Raw genomic sequence first — 15,361 nt, 5'->3', positions numbered from 1 at the left:
GCCCTGATGCGGCAACGACATCCGGGTTCGCGGTACCGTATGGCCGTGATGGGGGGGAGGAGGGTTCGTTGGTGATGATGATCGGTGATCGCGGAAACCTTTGCCGCCGCCTGGGCTGCGAGGACGCGGAGTTCTGGCTGGGGCTGTGCGCCCCGCATTGGGCGCGCTGGCACGACGGGCTCGATGCCCTCGACCAGTCCGACGACGAAAGGCCCGCTCCGCCGCGCAGCGTGTTCACCGCTCCGGTACAGGCGGGCAGTGTGTCGCGACGCGCGCGGGCCGTGACCGGGATGTCGTACGAAGTCAGCGCCTGACGCCTCGATTCATCGGCAGGCGTGGATACCGGCGAGGACGGCGCTCAGACTGGGAAGCCACCGCTGCCGCGGGTCGGGCGCCGTCACCCATTCCGGCGAGGAGTCGACTCGCCGGTTCCCGACCGGCAGTGGGAGCAGTGCGCCTCCTGCGAGTACCTCGACGTCCCTCGGCAACGCGGAGCGAGGGGGGATGAGGCCATCGGTCTCCGCGAGCATGGCCACGCGTCGCCCCTGTCGTGACGGGACGACGAAGGCGGGCCCGTCGCAGCCGGTGGCGGCGAGACGGTCGAGGACCGGTCCGGCGCTGAGCTTGGGGAGCGTCGCGGCGCAGATCCCGTTCTCCAGCGCCAGGAACGGCCGGGGCCCCAGCCATTTCACCGACCAGCCGAAGAGTTTGCCGTAGTAGGCGTCGAAGTTCGCGGCGGTCGCGTCCCGCGGCGTGGACTCGGTGGGCTGTACCTGCTGGTCGAGGGTCATCGTCGACGCCTTCGGCTCGGCGGAGTGGGGCGACCACAGCTTAACGGCACTGAGTGTCACTAGCAAGCCGGGCTGTTACCGTTCGGCCATGACCGATTCGTCGCGTCGCACGCCGGTCGCCCGGGTCGGGGCGACCCCCGCCGGACGGCGGCAGCTGCGTCGCTCGCTGGCCTCCGCGGCCGTGGACCTGTTCGTGGCACACGGCTACGAGGCCACCACCATCGACGAGATCGCCGCCGCCGCCGGGATCGGCCGCCGCACGTTCTTCCGGTACTTCGACGCCAAGGACGACGTGCTCTTCGCGAATCACGACGAGATCGTGGCGGAGATGGAAGAGGCCTTCGCCGCCGCGGATCCCTCGCGTGATCCGGTGGAGGTGGCCTGCGCCGCGGTCAGCCTGGTCCTCGACTCCTACGCCGCCGATCTCGACGGCTCGCTCAAGCGCTTCACCCTGACCCGTACCGTCCCGTCGTTGCGGGACAAGGAAGTCGCGACCGTCGACCGCTACCAGCGCGTCCTCGCGCGCTACCTGCAGCGGCGATTCGAGGATCAAGGCGACATCATGGCGGCGTTGCGCGCGGCCGTGGCCGCGGCGGCGATCGCGGCGGCCAACAACCATGTGCTCCGCCGCTGGCTGCGCAGTGGCGGCAAGGAAGACATCGAGGCAGGCGCCGCCGAAGCCTTCGCGCTGGTCATCGACGCGTTCCGGACCGACGGCCCGTCGACGGGCGGCAACGACGGAACGGTGGTCGCCGTGATGAGTTCGTCGGCGTCCTTGCCGGAGGTGCTCGCGCAGGTCAGCGCGGCGCTGCGCCAGGGCGACGGCAGGACGGCCGACCAGAACTGACACTGAGTGTCATTGCGCGGCGGGAACACTTCCGAGGCGGTGGACCGGCTTCGCGGGAGTACGCCCGGAAATCGCGGTCCAGCCGGTCGGGGCCTCACGCCGGGCAGGCCGAGTTCGAGTCCGGCGCTGCGGGCGCTGGTCGTCGCGGGCGGCGCGGAGTCTCGTCGGCACGGTCGCTTCCACGCGTTCCATGGCCAGGGCGAAAGCCATGATCAGCATCGGTGTCAGCAGCGCCATCCACATGATCAGAGAAGTACCCGGCCGGCCCCGGATTCAATCGGCGCCCGTCGTTCGTGGGTGATCCGGCGCTCAGCGGAGCGCGACGGTGAGCAGGACGGCGCTGTCGAGGAAGGCGGTCAGACTGTGCCGCTCGGGCGGGACGGCGGTGAGCTGGCCGCGGTCGAGGAACCGGTCGTGGTCGTGGGTGCTCAAGCAGACCCGTCCGGTGACGACGTGCAGCGTGGCGGCCGGGGGCGAGTCGTGCTCCGCCAGCTCGGCACCTTCGGTGAGCGCGATGAGGGTGACTCGCTGGGCGACGCCCGCCACCAGGGTCTTGGCGGCACGCCGGGAGTGGTGTTCGCGAGCTTTCAGGAGCAGTTCGGCGGCCAGGACTTCGACGTCCGCGACTTCGGGACGGGCGGTCATGGCGTTCAGCGTAGTGGCTGACCGACACGGTCGCAGATCGTCAGCGGCCGAGGGATCAGCCGAGGACCGTCGCGAGTGCCGAGGCGAGCCGGGCGACCGACTTGTCGGCGTCGTGAGCCAGCCGCCGCAGGACGTCCCGCGCGACGCTCGTCGGCATCTCGGCGAGTGCTTGGGTGAGACGCAACCGCGCGTCAGAGTCCGCGTCGGGTGCGGCGAGCGCGTCGACCAGGGCACTCATGATCCGGTCCGCGCGGTCCGGGTCCGATGACAATGTGCCCAGGACCTCGGCCGCCTCGACGTCGTTGGTGCCCTCGGCCACCATGCGGACGAGCGTCGGCACGGCCAAGGTCAGGCCGCGCTTGCCCAGCGCCAGAGCGGCTTGCTTGCGGACCGTCGTGTCCGGGTCCTCCAGCGCGTCCGTGAGCACCTGGGTCGCTTCGGCGTCGGGCAGGTCGGAGATCGCGAGGATCGCGCGCCGCCGGATGTCGACGTTCTCCGAGCGGGCGCCGGACGCCAAACTCGCCAGACCGTCGGCGCCCGCTCGGGCGAGGGCCCACCGCAGGGCGCCGGCGACGTTCGGATCGGATTCGGCGAGGACCGCTCCGGCCAGCAGCTCGGCGGGAACCGGCACATTTTCTGCCGGGGCGAGGACGGCCTGCTGACGGCGTGCGGCATCGGGGGAGTTGAGCCCGTGCAGGAGTCGCACGATCCGCAAGACGTCCTGCCAGTCGAAAGGTGCCGAGGCATCGACCGAACGGAGCCGTTCGAGCAGCTCCTGCTCCCGCTTCAGCCTGTCCTCGGTCCTTCGGATGAGGTCGCCGACCAGCGTGGACGGCGCGAACGCGGGATCCTCCAGCGCGCGGCCGATCTCGCTGAGCGACATGCCGAGGGACCGCAGGCATTCCACGTGGAAGATCCGGCGGATGTCCTCGGCGGAATACTCGCGATAGCCGCCGACGGTGCGACCTGTCGGCCGCACCAGCCCGAGGGTGTCGTAATGCCGGAGCATCCGGGCACTCACCCCCGAGCGGCGCGCCACTTCGCCGATCAGCATGCTGCGTCCTCACTGCCCTTCCGTGCCGAGCGCGACGATCCGTTTCGCCTCGTCGAACCCGGCGTCCGGGTCACGGAGAAGCCGCTCCGTGGCACGGGCGTGCGCACTGACCGCCGGGTCCTCACTCGCCAGCCCCTTGCGCAGGACGGGCTCGATCACGTCCCCGAGCGCGGTGAGCGCTCGGCTGAGGCTCAGTCTCACAGTACGGTCGCCGCGACCGAACTCCGCCGCCAGCTCGACGGCCAGTCCTTCCCGCTCGCCGGCGGGGACGAGGACGACAGCGGCACGCCAAGCGCTTCGGGCCACCTCGTCGTCGGCGTCGTGCAACAACGACCGCGTGATCGCGGGCCACACGGCCTTGTCCCCGATCTTGGACAGCGTGTGCAAGGCCTGGCTGCGGGCCTGAGCGAGTTCGGAACGCAGCTCCGCGCGGAGTTCGGGCACCGTGACCTCCGGCGGAAGACGGGTCAACGCCCAGGTGAGCATGTCCCGCACGAAGAAGTCGGGCTCGATCGCGCACCGTGCCAGGAGGACGTCGGCGAAGCCGGGGTCCGGGTGCGTGCCCGCCGCGAGCGCGGCCTTGAGCCGCGTCGACGAGTCGTCCGCGCTCAGCGCGTCGAGCAGCCGGGTGTCCTGTGGGGTCTTGGATGTCGTGTTGATCTCGACCACCTCCTGCACCCAGTCAAGACGTTGTCACAGTGTCAAGGTCAAGTGCGAACTCGAAGTTCTGATGGCGGGATGGCAGCGGTGTTCCCGCTGTGTCGCGAAAGCCACTTTGGAGACATGTGGTGTCCCGAAAGTGGCTTTCGCGACATGGGCAGCAGCGGCTGCGACTTCGAGGGGCAGGGCGAGTACGGCAGGAAACTCGACAATCTCACCAAGTACGTCGCTTCGTCGAAGCTCCCTGGGCGGCTTCCCCGCCGCGGCCGTGATGCGCCTTTTCGAGGACCGGCAAGACCTGAAACCGGTCGAGGCCACGGTGTCCGGAAATAACGCAGCGGTCTACGGGCGAGTCAGCTGGGTCAGGAATTCGTGGTTGGTCTCGGTTTTCCGGAGGCTGCCGAGCAGGGTCTCGATGGCGTTGTCCCGGCCATCGAGGGCCCGGCGAAGAGTGCTGACGGCGGCAGTTTCACCGGAGGAGACCAAAAGGTCCTCTCGGCGGGTGCTGGATTGCGCGAGGTCGACGGCAGGCCATACGCGTTTGGTCGCCAGCCGGCGGTCCAAGCGTAGTTCCGCGTTGCCGGTGCCTTTGAACTCTTCGAAAATCACCGTGTCGCCGGTGGAGCCGGTATCGACCAACGCGGTGGCGAAAATGGTCAGCGAGCCGCCGTTTTCGATATTGCGCGCGGCGCCGAGGAATCGTTTCGGTGGGGTGAGCGCGGTGGAATCCACGCCACCGGAGAGGATGCGGCCGGACGCCGGTGCGGCCAGGTTGTAGGCCCGGCCGAGCCGGGTCAGCGAGTCCAGGAGAACCACGACGTCCTGCCCCTGCTCAACCAGCCGCTTCGCCCTCTCGATGGCGAGTTCGGCGAGCGCGGTGTGCTCGGCGGGCGGGTGATCGAAGGTGGCGGCGATCACCTCGCCGGGTACCGCGCGGGACAGATCGGTGACCTCCTCCGGTCGCTCGCCGACCAGCACCAGCATCAGGTGGCATTCCGGGTGATTCTTGCTGATACCGTGCGCGATCGCTTGCAGCACCGTGGTTTTCCCTGCCTTCGGCGGTGCGACGATGAGGGCGCGCTGCCCCTTGCCGACCGGCATCACCAGGTCGATCACCCGGGTGGTGAGGGCGTGCGACTCGGTCTCCAGCCGCAGTCTTTCGTTGGGGTGGAGCGGAACGAGGTCGGCGAAGTCGGGTCGGCGTCGCACCGGGTGCGGGTCGCGGCCGTTGACCGCGGTCACCTCGCCGTTGTCGCCGAGGCAGATCAGGTCGCCGCGACGCAGGCCGAGGTCGCGGACCACCCTTTGCGGGACGGGCACGTCGTCGGGACTGGGCAGGTAGCCGTCCGCCCGGACGTGTGCGCGATCGCGCACGATATCGAGTATTCCGTTGATGGTCATGCTGAAGTTCTTTCTGTACTGGGAGAAACGGCGAAGGTACGCCGGAAGAGACCTTCGAGGTGAGAAGGACATTGAAAGACGCTCTCGCGGGAGGCGTTGCCTGCATCCGCCAAGAGGAACAGCACGACGGTATCCCAGCCGGCAGTTACCGCGCAACCGGGTAAGCCCGGAGCGCGGTTACGCCCGATTGCGCTGGCATTGGGGGGAACCTGTCCACGTATGGGTGGCCGGACGCGCTTTTCCTTGCCAGTTCCGGTAAAAGGGCGAAGGGTCGGTCAGGTCGAGGGTGTTGGTTGATCCGGTGCCCTCAGCTATTCGGCACCGGGCAATGGCCCCAGACTCCGGTCAGCACACACCACCTCGCAGGTCCGTGGCATCAGTCCCGGACCCTCTATCAGGTGGAAGGTTGATCATGAGATCGACAGCACGTATCAGCACAGCGGGCCGGGCAGGCCGGGCTCTGATCGGTCTGGGTACCGCGGCGGGATTCGCACTTCTCGTGCCAGGGCAAGCGTGGGCACTTCCGCCGGGATGTACCCAAAGCGGCGCCAATTTCACTTGCACGGCAGGGATTCCCGCCGGTCAGGTATTGGATGGCACCACGGGGAACAACATCATCACCATCACCGGCGGCGCTGTGAACGGCACGGTGAACGGGCTCGCCGGCAATGACACGATCAGGGTCACCGGCGTCGCCGGTACCGCGGGCACCAACGGTCCCGCGGGAGCCGACGGTAACGCGGGCACACCCGCGGGCAACGCCGGTGGCAATGGTGGGGCTGGAAACGTCGGCGGTGCCGGCGTGGGGACCAACGGGGTCATCGACGGCGGTGCCGGTACGGACAGCATCACCGTCCTCGGTGGTGCGGGAGGCAACGGCGGAAACGGTGGCAAGGGTGGCGCCGGATTCTCCAGCGGCGCCGGTGGCGCCGGCGGCAACGGCGGAGTCGGCGGGATTGGCGGCGTCGGTAACGCCGGGAGCGTCACCGGTGGTGCGGGCAGCGACACCGCTGTCTTCACCGCGGGCAGGGGCGGTAACGGAGGTCTTGGTGGGCTCGGGGCCAACAGCGGTCTTGTCGCCGGTGGTGCGGGTGCCGGCGGTATCGGTGGCGCGGGAGCGGCCGGTGGAGTAGGGAACTCCGGGACCTTCACCGGTGATCTCGCCGATCCCGGGCTCGACAGTGTCACCGCCAACGGTGGCGCCGGCGGTACCGGTGCGGCCGGGGGTGTCGGTGGTTGCGGTCACGGCGGCGGTGCCGGTGGCGTCGGTGGCGCCGGGGGAGCCGGCGGCGTCGGGAACGCCGGGACCATCAGCGGTGGTGCCGGTGCCGACACGCTGAAGGCCAACGGCGGGCTCGGCGGTAACGGTGGCGCAGGTGGCAAGGGCGGCAACGGCCTCGCCGCCGTCCAGCCCGGCGGTGCCGGGGGTGTCGGCGGTGCCGGTGGTGCCGGTGGGATCGGGAACTCCGGCACGCTCACCGGCGGAACCGGTATCGACAACATCACCGCGGCAGGCGGCAAGGGTGGCAACGGTGCCGGCGGCGGTAACGGCGGTACCGGTTGTAGTGGCCCCGGCGGTCCTGGTGGCATCGGCGGCGCCGCGGGCGCGGGTGGCCTCGGGAACTCCGGAACCATCAACGACGGCGCGGACACCATCTCCACCCCGTCCGGCGCCAGCGGCCTCGCGGGCCCCAGTGGCATCGCCGGTGTCAACAACGGCGGCGTCTGCACCTGCTGACGGGTAGACCAGCGGTGACAAACGGGCGGCGGCGGCATCTTCGGTACATCGGAGGTGTAGCCGCCGCCTTTCCTTTGGTCGCGCTCACACCGAGTGAGGGGCCGACCCGGGGGTGCGATTCCCCGGATTCAGTAACGGAAAGAGCGAGGAGACGGCGGCATCGGCCGGTATTCGCAAGAGCGCGGTGCGGCAATGGGTGCGAGATCTTCTCCAACTGTGTTCGGCACCGGAACCCTTGCACTGCGCCAAATCCACCGTGCCGCGCGCAGAGTGCCATCGCGTTCCGCCGAATTCGCGCGCGTATCGACGGCGCCACTCGTTCATGTGAACGGCCCGCCCTCGGAGATCACGCTGAGAGCGGTTGAAGCCGCCATCCGGATGACCCGTCCGGGCCGACCGCAACCTGTGCGCGTGAAGTCTCTCCGCCGCAGCGTTTTAACTCCCTGTGACTGTTACCGTGCGGAGAGCAGTCGTGATCTTGAATGAGGAGGCATTCGATGAACCGTCTTGTCAACGCGGCGTTGTGCGCGATATCCGTGGGAGCGCTGGTGCTCGTGGCGAGTCCGCTCGCCATGGCCGCGGCGGGCACCGTGGTGGTGTTCTCGACCGAAATGCAGCGGCTGGATACATACCGGAATCCCGAAGGCTGTACAAAACTCCCCGTCGCCGCGCATGTTCTGGCGAATCTGACCTCCTCCGAGCTGGTCATCCACGGAGATCCGCTCTGCCTGACCCCCGGCTTGACGGTCAACGCGGGGTACGGCTCGCACGTCACAGCCGGAAGCGGATCGTTCTCGGTCAGCCGGTGATCGTTTCGAGTGACAACGGGACCGAGAAAGGCTCAAGTGGCTGTCGATCTTGTCGTTGTAGGAGTGGGTTACGTCGGACTTCCGCTGGCGGCGGCCGCCAGCGCGGCGGGGTTGTCGGTTCGCGGATACGACACCTCGGCGCGGGTGGCGGACGGGGTGGCCACGGGCCGGTCGCATGTGCCCGACGTGTCCGCGGCCCGGTTGCGGGCCATGCGGGCGAACGGCTTCACGGTGACGACCGACCCGGCGGTCCTCGGCGCCGCGGACACGATCGTGATCTGTGTGCCGACCGGCTTGAACTCCCACGGTGGACCCGATCTCGATGCCGTGCGAGCCGCGGCGACGACGGTCGCCGAGCGATTACGGCCCGGCACGCTGGTGGTGCTCGAATCGACGAGCTTTCCGGGCACCACCGAGGAGATCGTCCTGCCGATCCTGGAGAAACACGGCCTGATCGCCGGTGAGGACTTCTTTCTCGCGTACTCACCCGAGCGGGTCGATCCGGGGAACCCCCGGTTCGGGGTACGTAACACGGCGAAGGTGATCAGCGGGTATACCCCGTTGTGCGCCAAGCATTGCGCGGCGTTCTACGGGCGGTTCGTCGACACGCTGGTGGTCGCTCGCGGTACGCGGGAAGCGGAGATGGCCAAGTTGCTGGAGAACACCTACCGCTACGTGAACATCGCCCTGGTCAACGAGATCGCGATCTTCTGCGACCAAATCGGCGTCGATGTGTGGGACGTGCTGCACTGCGCGGCGACCAAGCCGTTCGGTTTCATGCCGTTCGTGCCGGGACCCGGCGTCGGCGGGCATTGCCTCCCGATCGACCCCAAATACCTGCTGGACAAGGCGGAGCGGGAGGGAGCGCTCCTCGGCGTCGTGCACGCGGCCCGTCTGGTGGACGACCGGATGCCGGGGCATGTCGTCGAACGGGTGACGCGGTTGCTGGCAGAACACGGCAAACCCCTGCGTGGCACGAAGGTCCTGCTGCTCGGAGTCGCGTACAAAGCCGATGTGCCGGATACGCGTGAGTCCGCCGCCATCCGGATCGCCGTCCGGTTGCGCGCACTCGGCGCCGACGTGTCCTACCACGATCCGGTGGCCGTCACGGTGCCCGAGCTGGGCCCACCGGTGGAAGACCTCGACGCGGCGCTGCGTGCGGCGGATGTCGCCGTGCTGGCGGTGGCACACCGCGCCTACGACCTCGGCCGGCTGAGCTCGACAGCCCGGCTGATCTTCGACGTGACGGGACAGATTCCCGGGGAGGAGGTCGTCCGGCTTTGAACGTCCGGCCGGGTCGAGAGACGGCGGACGCGTACGTGAACTGATCCGAACTTCCGCGAAAAGGAGATGCACGAATGACCACAGCGGTCAAGAACGACAGGCTCAAGAAGCGTTTCGAGAAGTGGGACGTCAACGGGAACGGCAAGATCGAGAAGTCCGATTTCGAGGCCGAAGCCTCTCGGATCATCGAAGCTTTCGGGGAGGACCCGGCCTCACCTCAGGCCCGTGCGGTGAAGGACTCGTTCGCGACGATGTACGAGTACCTGGCGACCAAGGCGGGCACGGGCCCGAAGGGGCCGCTGAACGAGCGACAGTTCACCGAAGTGATCGAAGCGCAGATCTTCCAGGAAGGCGACGCGGGATTCGACCGGGTGGTCCGTCCCACCATCGCGGCGATCGTCGGGCTGTGTGACACCGACGGCGACGGCGAGGTCAATCAGCAGGAGTTCGGCAAGTGGCTGGCCGCGATCGGTGTCGAAGCCTCGGCCGCGGGTCCCGCGTTCCGCGCGATCGACACCAACGGAAACGGGAAGCTGACCGTCGACGAACTCGTGCGCGCGGTGCGTGATTACCACATGGGCAAGATCGACGTGCCACTGCTGGGCAAGTGACCACGGCATAGCGTTCGGTGGTGAGTGACCCGCTTCCGGATCACTCACCACCGGCCGCGGAACCGCACCTCCCGCTCCGGTTTCAACCCGATGTCCTCACCGGAAACCGGGCGCGCGGTGTGAATGAGAATGTTGTAGTGGTTGGGAAAATGGCATCCGTCGAAACCGAGCACGGTGCCGACCAGCTCGTTGCCGAGCCAGACCTCGTCTCCGCGGTCGATCACGCCGGCACGGTCGATTTCGGCGAAACCGAGGAAGGCGACGCGGTCGATCCGTGCTCCGGGAGCCGTGTCCTGGTGGTTCGTCGTGACCAGTTCGTGTACCTCTCCGACGCGAACGCAGCGGCTGGCGAAGGGTTCGAGACTCATTCCCCGATCGTCACGGTGATGGACGAGCACCTTCACCACGGTGCCGGTGATCTCCCGTTTCGGCCCGTCCTCCCGCATCGCGCTCCCTTCGATAACATTCGTCCACTATGGACAGCATGGCGAGGCCGTTGTCGTGCCGCGGTCCGCCCACGCGCACCGCGTCCGTGAATTCGCGGAGCAATCCGGCGTACTCGTGCCAGAGCGATTCCTTGAACCTCGGGAAGCCTGCCAGCATGTCGGCGCGCAACACGGTCCCGTCCGTCAGCCGGACCTCGATGTCCTTGGCCTCGCCGGGAAACGACCAGTCGAGTTCCACGACCGCGCCGTCGAGCACGAGTGTCGCCTGACGGTCGACACCGTCCTTGTCACGCTGGATCCGTACGTCGCGCAGTGCCACCGTGCCCAGGAACAGCTCGACGAGGTCGAGCGCGTTCGGTCCGTTGTCCGCCACGCAGCCGCCGCCGCAGCGTGCCGCGTCGAGGTACCAGCGGTCACGGCCGACGTGCTCTTCGATCCGCTCCAGGTACCGCACGGTCAGCGAGGCGATCGGTGCCCTGCCCGCGATCTTCTCGCGCAGCGCGCGCACGTTGCCGTTGTACCGGCGATGGAACGCGGTGAACAGCGCGACACCCCGTGCCTCGGCTCTGGCCACCAGGTCCTCGCCGTCCGCGAGCCTGGTGGCGAGTGGCTTCTCGACGCATACCGGCAGGCCCGCGTCCAGAACGTCCCGGCACACCGTGGCGTGGACGTCGTTGGGCGCTGTCACGATGACCGCGTCGAGACCTCCGGCGGCGAGCATCGCGCGATGATCGCCGTACCTCGGCACACGTAGGTCGCGCGACGCGGCCGGGTCGAGATCGCAGACGGCGGCGAGCTCGACGTCAGGCGACCGCTCCACCGCGGCGAGATAAAACCGCGAGATGACACCGAGCCCCACGACGCCGACCCGGATCATCCGGCTTTCCTCTCCAACGCGGTGGACAGTTCCGCGTACACCGCGTCCGGCACCGGCACCCCGTGTTCACGGCGCTGGGCGGCGCGCTCGCCCTCGTGCCAGCCGGGGTAGACGACCGGGGCGCCGGGATCCTGAGCTGGCCAGTCACGTACCGCGGCGAAGAGCGCGGCCGCGTCGGCGGCGAAACCGGTGCGCAGCAACTCCGGTGCGATCGCCAGCGCCATGACCCCGATGTCGTCGTCGCTTTCCCCGTCGGCGGACAGCGCGCCGAGTGCGGCGCCGGGTACCAGCGCCCCGAGCACCTCGACCAGCAGACCGAGACCGAAACCCTTGTAGGCACCCGTTTCAGGGGCGCCGCCCAGCCAGAGCAGGCGGGCATCGCCCCGGTCGAACGCGGCGGCGTCGGTCACCGGTGAACCGTCTTCGGCGGCCAGCCAGCCAGGCGGGATCGGTCTGCGTTCCCGTGCCGCGGCACGCACCCGGCCGGTCGGCACGACGGTGGTGCTCATGTCGAGGACGAACGGATGCGCGTCACCGGCGGGACAGGCCAGTGCGAGCGGATTCGTGCCGAGCATCGCGGCCGCTCCACCCGGTGGCGGAGCGATGCGCTGGCCGCCGCAGTTCGAAGCGAGCAGGCCGATCATGCCGTGGGCGACGGCCCGCGCGGCATGGTGACCGGCGCAGCCGATGTGGGTGGCGCCGCGCAACGACACCAGGCCGATGCCATGTCGCGAGGCCCTGGCGCACGCGAGTTCCATGGCCTGCGAAGCCGACCACAAGCCGAGTGTCCGGCGCGCGTCGGCGAGGACACAGGCGCCGAGATCGGTCCGCACGACCATGCTCGCCTGAGGATCCGCGCGTCCTCGGTCGAGCAGCGGCAGGTACAGCCTGGTCAGATTGATCAGGCCGTGCGAAGTCATCCCGGTGAGGTCGCCGTGGCACAGCGCCGTGGCGGCGATCGTCGCCCGCTCCTCGGGAACACCCCGGTCGACGAAGATCCTGGCGACCATGGACAGAAGGGCCTGGTAGGGCACCAGTACGGTCATGCTCCTCCATTCCGGCTGAACTCCACGACGATGTCCCGCACGAGAGCGCTGAAGCGGTCGAGGTCCGCGACGTCGGCGTACTCCCCGCTCGAGTGAGCGTTGTTGGCGCCCAAGGAGCCGGGGCCGAGGACGGCCGTCCGCGTGCCCGGGACGCCGGCGAGCCAGATGGCGTCGCAGGTGAAGCCGGGTTCGTCGTCCGGCCACCGCGGAACGAGCCTCTCCATCAGCGGGATCTCCTGCGCGGGCAGGGCGGGAAGGCCACGTTTCCGCCAGTGCACTCCGGTGATCGCCGCCGCGTCGGCCGCGGTACGGCGGAAGGGCGGCGAATCCCGGAACCGGGCGCTGAAATCGGCGAGGCCGGAGCGCAGGCCGTCCGCCAAGGCCGCGGCCAGCTTCGACGCCGATTCCTCGCTGTCGTAGGGCAGGTTGAGCAGCAGCTCTCCACGGCCGTACACCCGGTTGTGCAGATGTCCGGTGTGCAGCCCCGCTATGCAGAACCGGCCGTGCGGCGTCAGCTCGTGTGCGAGGTGCTGGGCGAGGAAACCCAGCAGGACCGTCGCGTTGTGCCCACGGTGCGGCTCGTCGTCGATCGCGTCGTCGCCGTCCACCCGCAGGCACGCGGTCATCGACGCCGAGCATCGCGGCAGGTACCGCAGGCCGGTCGGTTCGCAGAAGATGTTGAGCTCGCCGTGGAATCCGGCCTCCACGAGCGGGCGGGTGCCGAAGGTGCCCATCGCGCCGCCCTCCTCGCCGGACACCGCCTGGATGAGCACGCCGGCGTCCCTGCCGACCGCCGGATCCGCCGCGAGCGCCGCGCGGACACCGGCCAGCAAGGCCACCGCGGGTCCCTTGGCGTCGATGGCGCCCCGGCCGACGAACCTGCTCCCGTCGAACCCCGCCGGTTCGAACGGCGCCACCGTGTCGAGGTGCACGTTGAACATGACGGCCGGTGCGGTGGGCCCGATCCGGAGTACGAGACTCGGCTGGCAGGCGAGGAAGTCCGGCCCGGCGTCGCGGACCGCGGCTGGGACACCGGGGTGGTCGAGCACCGACAGGGCGGGGGCGGCGAGGTGCGGCGTGTCGAAGCCGAGCTCGGCCGCCGCGCCGGCGTAGACACGCATCGCGTCCCACAGCCGGACCTCACCGGTCGTTTCGAGCGGACCCGCCGTCGGCAGGTCGAGCAGCCGTAGCAGCAGGTCGCGGTCGTCCGGGATCACCGGAGCAGCCCGGCCATCGCCCGCCCCGCGGCGATGAACTTCTCCGCCGCGTCCGGCGACGGCTCACCCGGTTCGTGCGGCAGCATCGCCAGGTGGGGTTCCAAGGACCACGCACCGCCGTATCCGGCGGCTCGCAGCAGTTTGACGCAGTCCGCGACCCGTGCGGAGCCCGCACCCGGGATGGTGAAGCCGCGTTCGTCCGCGTCCTTGATGTGCACGTGTTCGACGTGGTCGACGATGTCGGCCAGCAGGTCGAAGCCGTCATAGCCGTGGGCGACCCCGTTCCCGGTGTCGAACAGCAGTTTCAGCGCCGGGCTCGCGACCTCGTCCAGCAGTTCGAGCATCCGTTCGGCGCTCGTGCCCGCCCAACCCGAGCAATTCTCGTGCAGCAGCGTCACGCCGTGGCGCTCGGCGCGGTCGGTGAGGACGGTGATCCGTTCGATCACCCGCGCGCGCCAGTCGGGATCGCTGAGACCGGCGTTGGGATACGACATGATCCGCAGGTAGCGGGTGCCGAGTGCCCGTGCTCGCTTGGCGAGGACGTCGAGTTCGGCGAGGTCGTGCCGGAAATCGGTGGAGATCGGCCTGGCCCAGCTCCCGATCCGGGTCGCCAGGCAGACGACGCGCAGGCCGCTGTCGGACAAGGCGGCCGACACGGTCGCGAACCGTTCGTCGGAGAGCTCGGCGATGGCGATCTGATCGACGCCGCGCAGTTCGATCGCCTGCCAGCCCAGTGCGCGGAGTACCGCGATCTGCCCTTCGATGTCCGCCGCCGCCTCGTCGGTGATGCCTGCCAGTTCCGGGTCACCCGGCACGGGTGGCCGCCACTGGGGGTTCGGGGCGCGAAACCGGTTCCGCACAGATGTTCTTGGCCACCGAGAGCAGCTGCACCACCTCGGTCGCGAAGGTGAACCCCAGCGTTTGCTCCCCGCCCAGCTGGAACTTCCGGTAGGCCTGGAACATCCACTCGGTCATCGCGTCGTCCCGCAGCACGTCATGTTCGGACCGGCCGTTCGAACTCAGGGTCAGCTGCGAGTGGTGATCGTCCCCGCTCACCGCGAAGTGCCCGACCGCGCCGCCTTTCTCGAAGTCGACGGTGACCCGCCGCTCCCGCACCGGGGACGTGAGATCCGAGCGGATCTCCGTGTGGATACCCGTGTTGTGCCGGAGGCCGACGACGGCCCCGCCCATCCGCGGGCCGAGGTTGCCTTCCACTTCGAGATCGGTTCCGGAGGCGTGGGTGACCCGTGCGGCACCAGCGAGCCGGAGCGCGAGCGCGACACCGTGCGGCAGTTCGACGTCGAAGGCCGTCGGATGACCGGGCGCCATGAGGGAACGGCGGAATCGCGGTTTGTTCTGCACGATGCCGATCGACTTCGGAGCGCCGAACCGGCCACCGCGGATCAGTTCGACCAGCCGCCACGTGAGGGTGCTGGTGAGCCACGGTTCGACGACCTCGATATGCAGTTTGTGCTTACGGCGCAGGCGGATGATCCGGGCGAGATCGTCGATGTCGGCCGCGAGCGGCTTCTCCACGATGATCTTGCGGAACCCGAGCGTGGCCAGCTCGGAGAGCACCGTGAGGCGTTCGGTCGGCGGTGTGCAGACGTGCACGACGGTTTCGGCCGGGTCGAGCCCGTCGGCGGCGGCGTCGAGCGTCGGCTCGACCACGAGACCCGGCCGCGCGGCGGCGTTCTGCCGTGGTTCACACGCCACGACGGGCGCGTCGCCGAAGAGTTGCGGAGTGCTGGAACGGAGTTTGGCCAAGACCGGGAGATGCAGTCCCGCGCCTGCCCTGCCGAGTCCCACGACGAATGAACGCACTGGTGAGCCTGCCCCTCGAGTTTCACATGCGAAATCCCGTCGCAAAACTGACATCCGGGAAGATCAACTGTCAACACTTTCTCCTTGAGTTGACCAGGAAGTGCGACTCCG

18 protein-coding genes are annotated in these 15,361 nt (G+C 68.9%); 6 read left to right on the top strand and 12 right to left on the bottom strand.

The genetic code is table 11. The annotated features are described in order from the left end of the window. The first annotated feature begins 68 nt into the window (after window positions 1-68). A complete protein-coding gene (locus ACZ54P_RS32945; protein ID WP_465465506.1) occupies window positions 69-314 on the top strand; it encodes a hypothetical protein in 246 nt (81 codons plus the stop codon). A 9-nt stretch (window positions 315-323) separates the two neighbouring features. Here ACZ54P_RS32945 and ACZ54P_RS32940 read toward each other — a convergent pair whose 3' ends face one another. Beyond that, window positions 324-791 carry a glycogen operon protein GlgX gene (locus tag ACZ54P_RS32940; RefSeq protein ID WP_465465505.1) on the bottom strand — a complete coding sequence of 156 codons (468 nt, stop codon included), beginning with the start codon at window positions 789-791 and terminating at the stop codon, window positions 324-326. Between the two features lie 88 nt (window positions 792-879). Between ACZ54P_RS32940 and ACZ54P_RS32935 the strand changes: the two genes are divergently transcribed. After that, window positions 880-1,638 carry a TetR family transcriptional regulator gene (locus ACZ54P_RS32935; protein WP_465465504.1) on the top strand — a complete coding sequence of 253 codons (759 nt, stop codon included), beginning with the start codon at window positions 880-882 and terminating at the stop codon, window positions 1,636-1,638. A gap of 9 nt (window positions 1,639-1,647) precedes the next feature. On the opposite strand, the gene ACZ54P_RS32930 is transcribed toward ACZ54P_RS32935, so the two are convergent. From ACZ54P_RS32930 to rho, 5 genes are all read right to left on the bottom strand, one after another. After that, entirely contained in the window at window positions 1,648-1,875 is a 228-nt protein-coding gene (locus ACZ54P_RS32930) for a hypothetical protein (protein ID WP_465465503.1), read from the bottom strand. A 72-nt stretch (window positions 1,876-1,947) separates the two neighbouring features. Next, a complete protein-coding gene (locus ACZ54P_RS32925) occupies window positions 1,948-2,283 on the bottom strand; it encodes a cupin domain-containing protein (protein WP_465465502.1) in 336 nt (111 codons plus the stop codon). 55 nt (window positions 2,284-2,338) lie between these two features. Next, complete coding sequence (locus tag ACZ54P_RS32920) at window positions 2,339-3,337, bottom strand: MerR family transcriptional regulator (RefSeq protein ID WP_465465501.1); 999 nt, start codon at window positions 3,335-3,337, stop codon at window positions 2,339-2,341. 9 nt (window positions 3,338-3,346) lie between these two features. Beyond that, the gene (locus ACZ54P_RS32915; RefSeq protein ID WP_465465500.1) at window positions 3,347-4,006 is read right to left on the bottom strand and encodes a HEAT repeat domain-containing protein; all 660 of its coding nucleotides are present in this window, start codon (window positions 4,004-4,006) and stop codon (window positions 3,347-3,349) included. A 333-nt stretch (window positions 4,007-4,339) separates the two neighbouring features. After that, window positions 4,340-5,470, bottom strand: coding sequence for a transcription termination factor Rho (gene rho, locus ACZ54P_RS32910; RefSeq protein WP_465465499.1), 1,131 nt, complete (start codon window positions 5,468-5,470; stop codon window positions 4,340-4,342). A 517-nt stretch (window positions 5,471-5,987) separates the two neighbouring features. Here rho and ACZ54P_RS32905 point away from each other — a divergent pair. The 4 genes from ACZ54P_RS32905 (at window position 5,988) to ACZ54P_RS32890 (ending at window position 9,840) form a co-directional block, all read left to right on the top strand. Continuing rightward, window positions 5,988-7,136, top strand: coding sequence for a hypothetical protein (locus ACZ54P_RS32905; protein WP_465465498.1), 1,149 nt, complete (start codon window positions 5,988-5,990; stop codon window positions 7,134-7,136). A 497-nt stretch (window positions 7,137-7,633) separates the two neighbouring features. Then, entirely contained in the window at window positions 7,634-7,945 is a 312-nt protein-coding gene (locus tag ACZ54P_RS32900; RefSeq protein ID WP_465465497.1) for a hypothetical protein, read from the top strand. 36 nt (window positions 7,946-7,981) lie between these two features. Further along, window positions 7,982-9,229, top strand: coding sequence for a nucleotide sugar dehydrogenase (locus tag ACZ54P_RS32895; protein WP_465465496.1), 1,248 nt, complete (start codon window positions 7,982-7,984; stop codon window positions 9,227-9,229). 74 nt (window positions 9,230-9,303) lie between these two features. After that, entirely contained in the window at window positions 9,304-9,840 is a 537-nt protein-coding gene (locus ACZ54P_RS32890) for an EF-hand domain-containing protein (protein WP_465465495.1), read from the top strand. A gap of 44 nt (window positions 9,841-9,884) precedes the next feature. Here ACZ54P_RS32890 and ACZ54P_RS32885 read toward each other — a convergent pair whose 3' ends face one another. The 6 genes from ACZ54P_RS32885 to ACZ54P_RS32860 are packed head-to-tail and all read right to left on the bottom strand — an operon-like array spanning window position 9,885 to window position 15,250. Continuing rightward, entirely contained in the window at window positions 9,885-10,286 is a 402-nt protein-coding gene (locus tag ACZ54P_RS32885; protein WP_465465494.1) for a DUF6917 domain-containing protein, read from the bottom strand. Further along, complete coding sequence (locus tag ACZ54P_RS32880) at window positions 10,219-11,163, bottom strand: Gfo/Idh/MocA family protein (RefSeq protein ID WP_465465493.1); 945 nt, start codon at window positions 11,161-11,163, stop codon at window positions 10,219-10,221. Before ACZ54P_RS32880 ends, ACZ54P_RS32885 begins: the two co-directional genes overlap by 68 nt. Beyond that, a complete protein-coding gene (locus ACZ54P_RS32875; RefSeq protein ID WP_465465492.1) occupies window positions 11,160-12,209 on the bottom strand; it encodes an Ldh family oxidoreductase in 1,050 nt (349 codons plus the stop codon). Before ACZ54P_RS32875 ends, ACZ54P_RS32880 begins: the two co-directional genes overlap by 4 nt. Beyond that, window positions 12,206-13,426 (bottom strand): M20/M25/M40 family metallo-hydrolase, encoded by a 1,221-nt coding sequence (locus tag ACZ54P_RS32870; protein ID WP_465465491.1) that lies wholly within the window; start codon window positions 13,424-13,426, stop codon window positions 12,206-12,208. The genes ACZ54P_RS32875 and ACZ54P_RS32870 overlap by 4 nt, the downstream gene beginning before the upstream one ends. Continuing rightward, on the bottom strand, window positions 13,423-14,241 hold the full coding sequence (locus ACZ54P_RS32865) for a sugar phosphate isomerase/epimerase family protein (protein ID WP_465465490.1): 819 nt from the start codon (window positions 14,239-14,241) through the stop codon (window positions 13,423-13,425). Before ACZ54P_RS32865 ends, ACZ54P_RS32870 begins: the two co-directional genes overlap by 4 nt. After that, entirely contained in the window at window positions 14,231-15,250 is a 1,020-nt protein-coding gene (locus ACZ54P_RS32860; RefSeq protein ID WP_465465489.1) for a Gfo/Idh/MocA family oxidoreductase, read from the bottom strand. Before ACZ54P_RS32860 ends, ACZ54P_RS32865 begins: the two co-directional genes overlap by 11 nt. Window positions 15,251-15,361: the final 111 nt, after the last annotated feature.

The organism is Amycolatopsis sp. NPDC034160 (assembly GCF_055575355.1).
The sequence above is the reverse complement of the archived record's forward strand: the minus strand, read 5'-3'. Positions and strand labels throughout refer to the sequence as shown.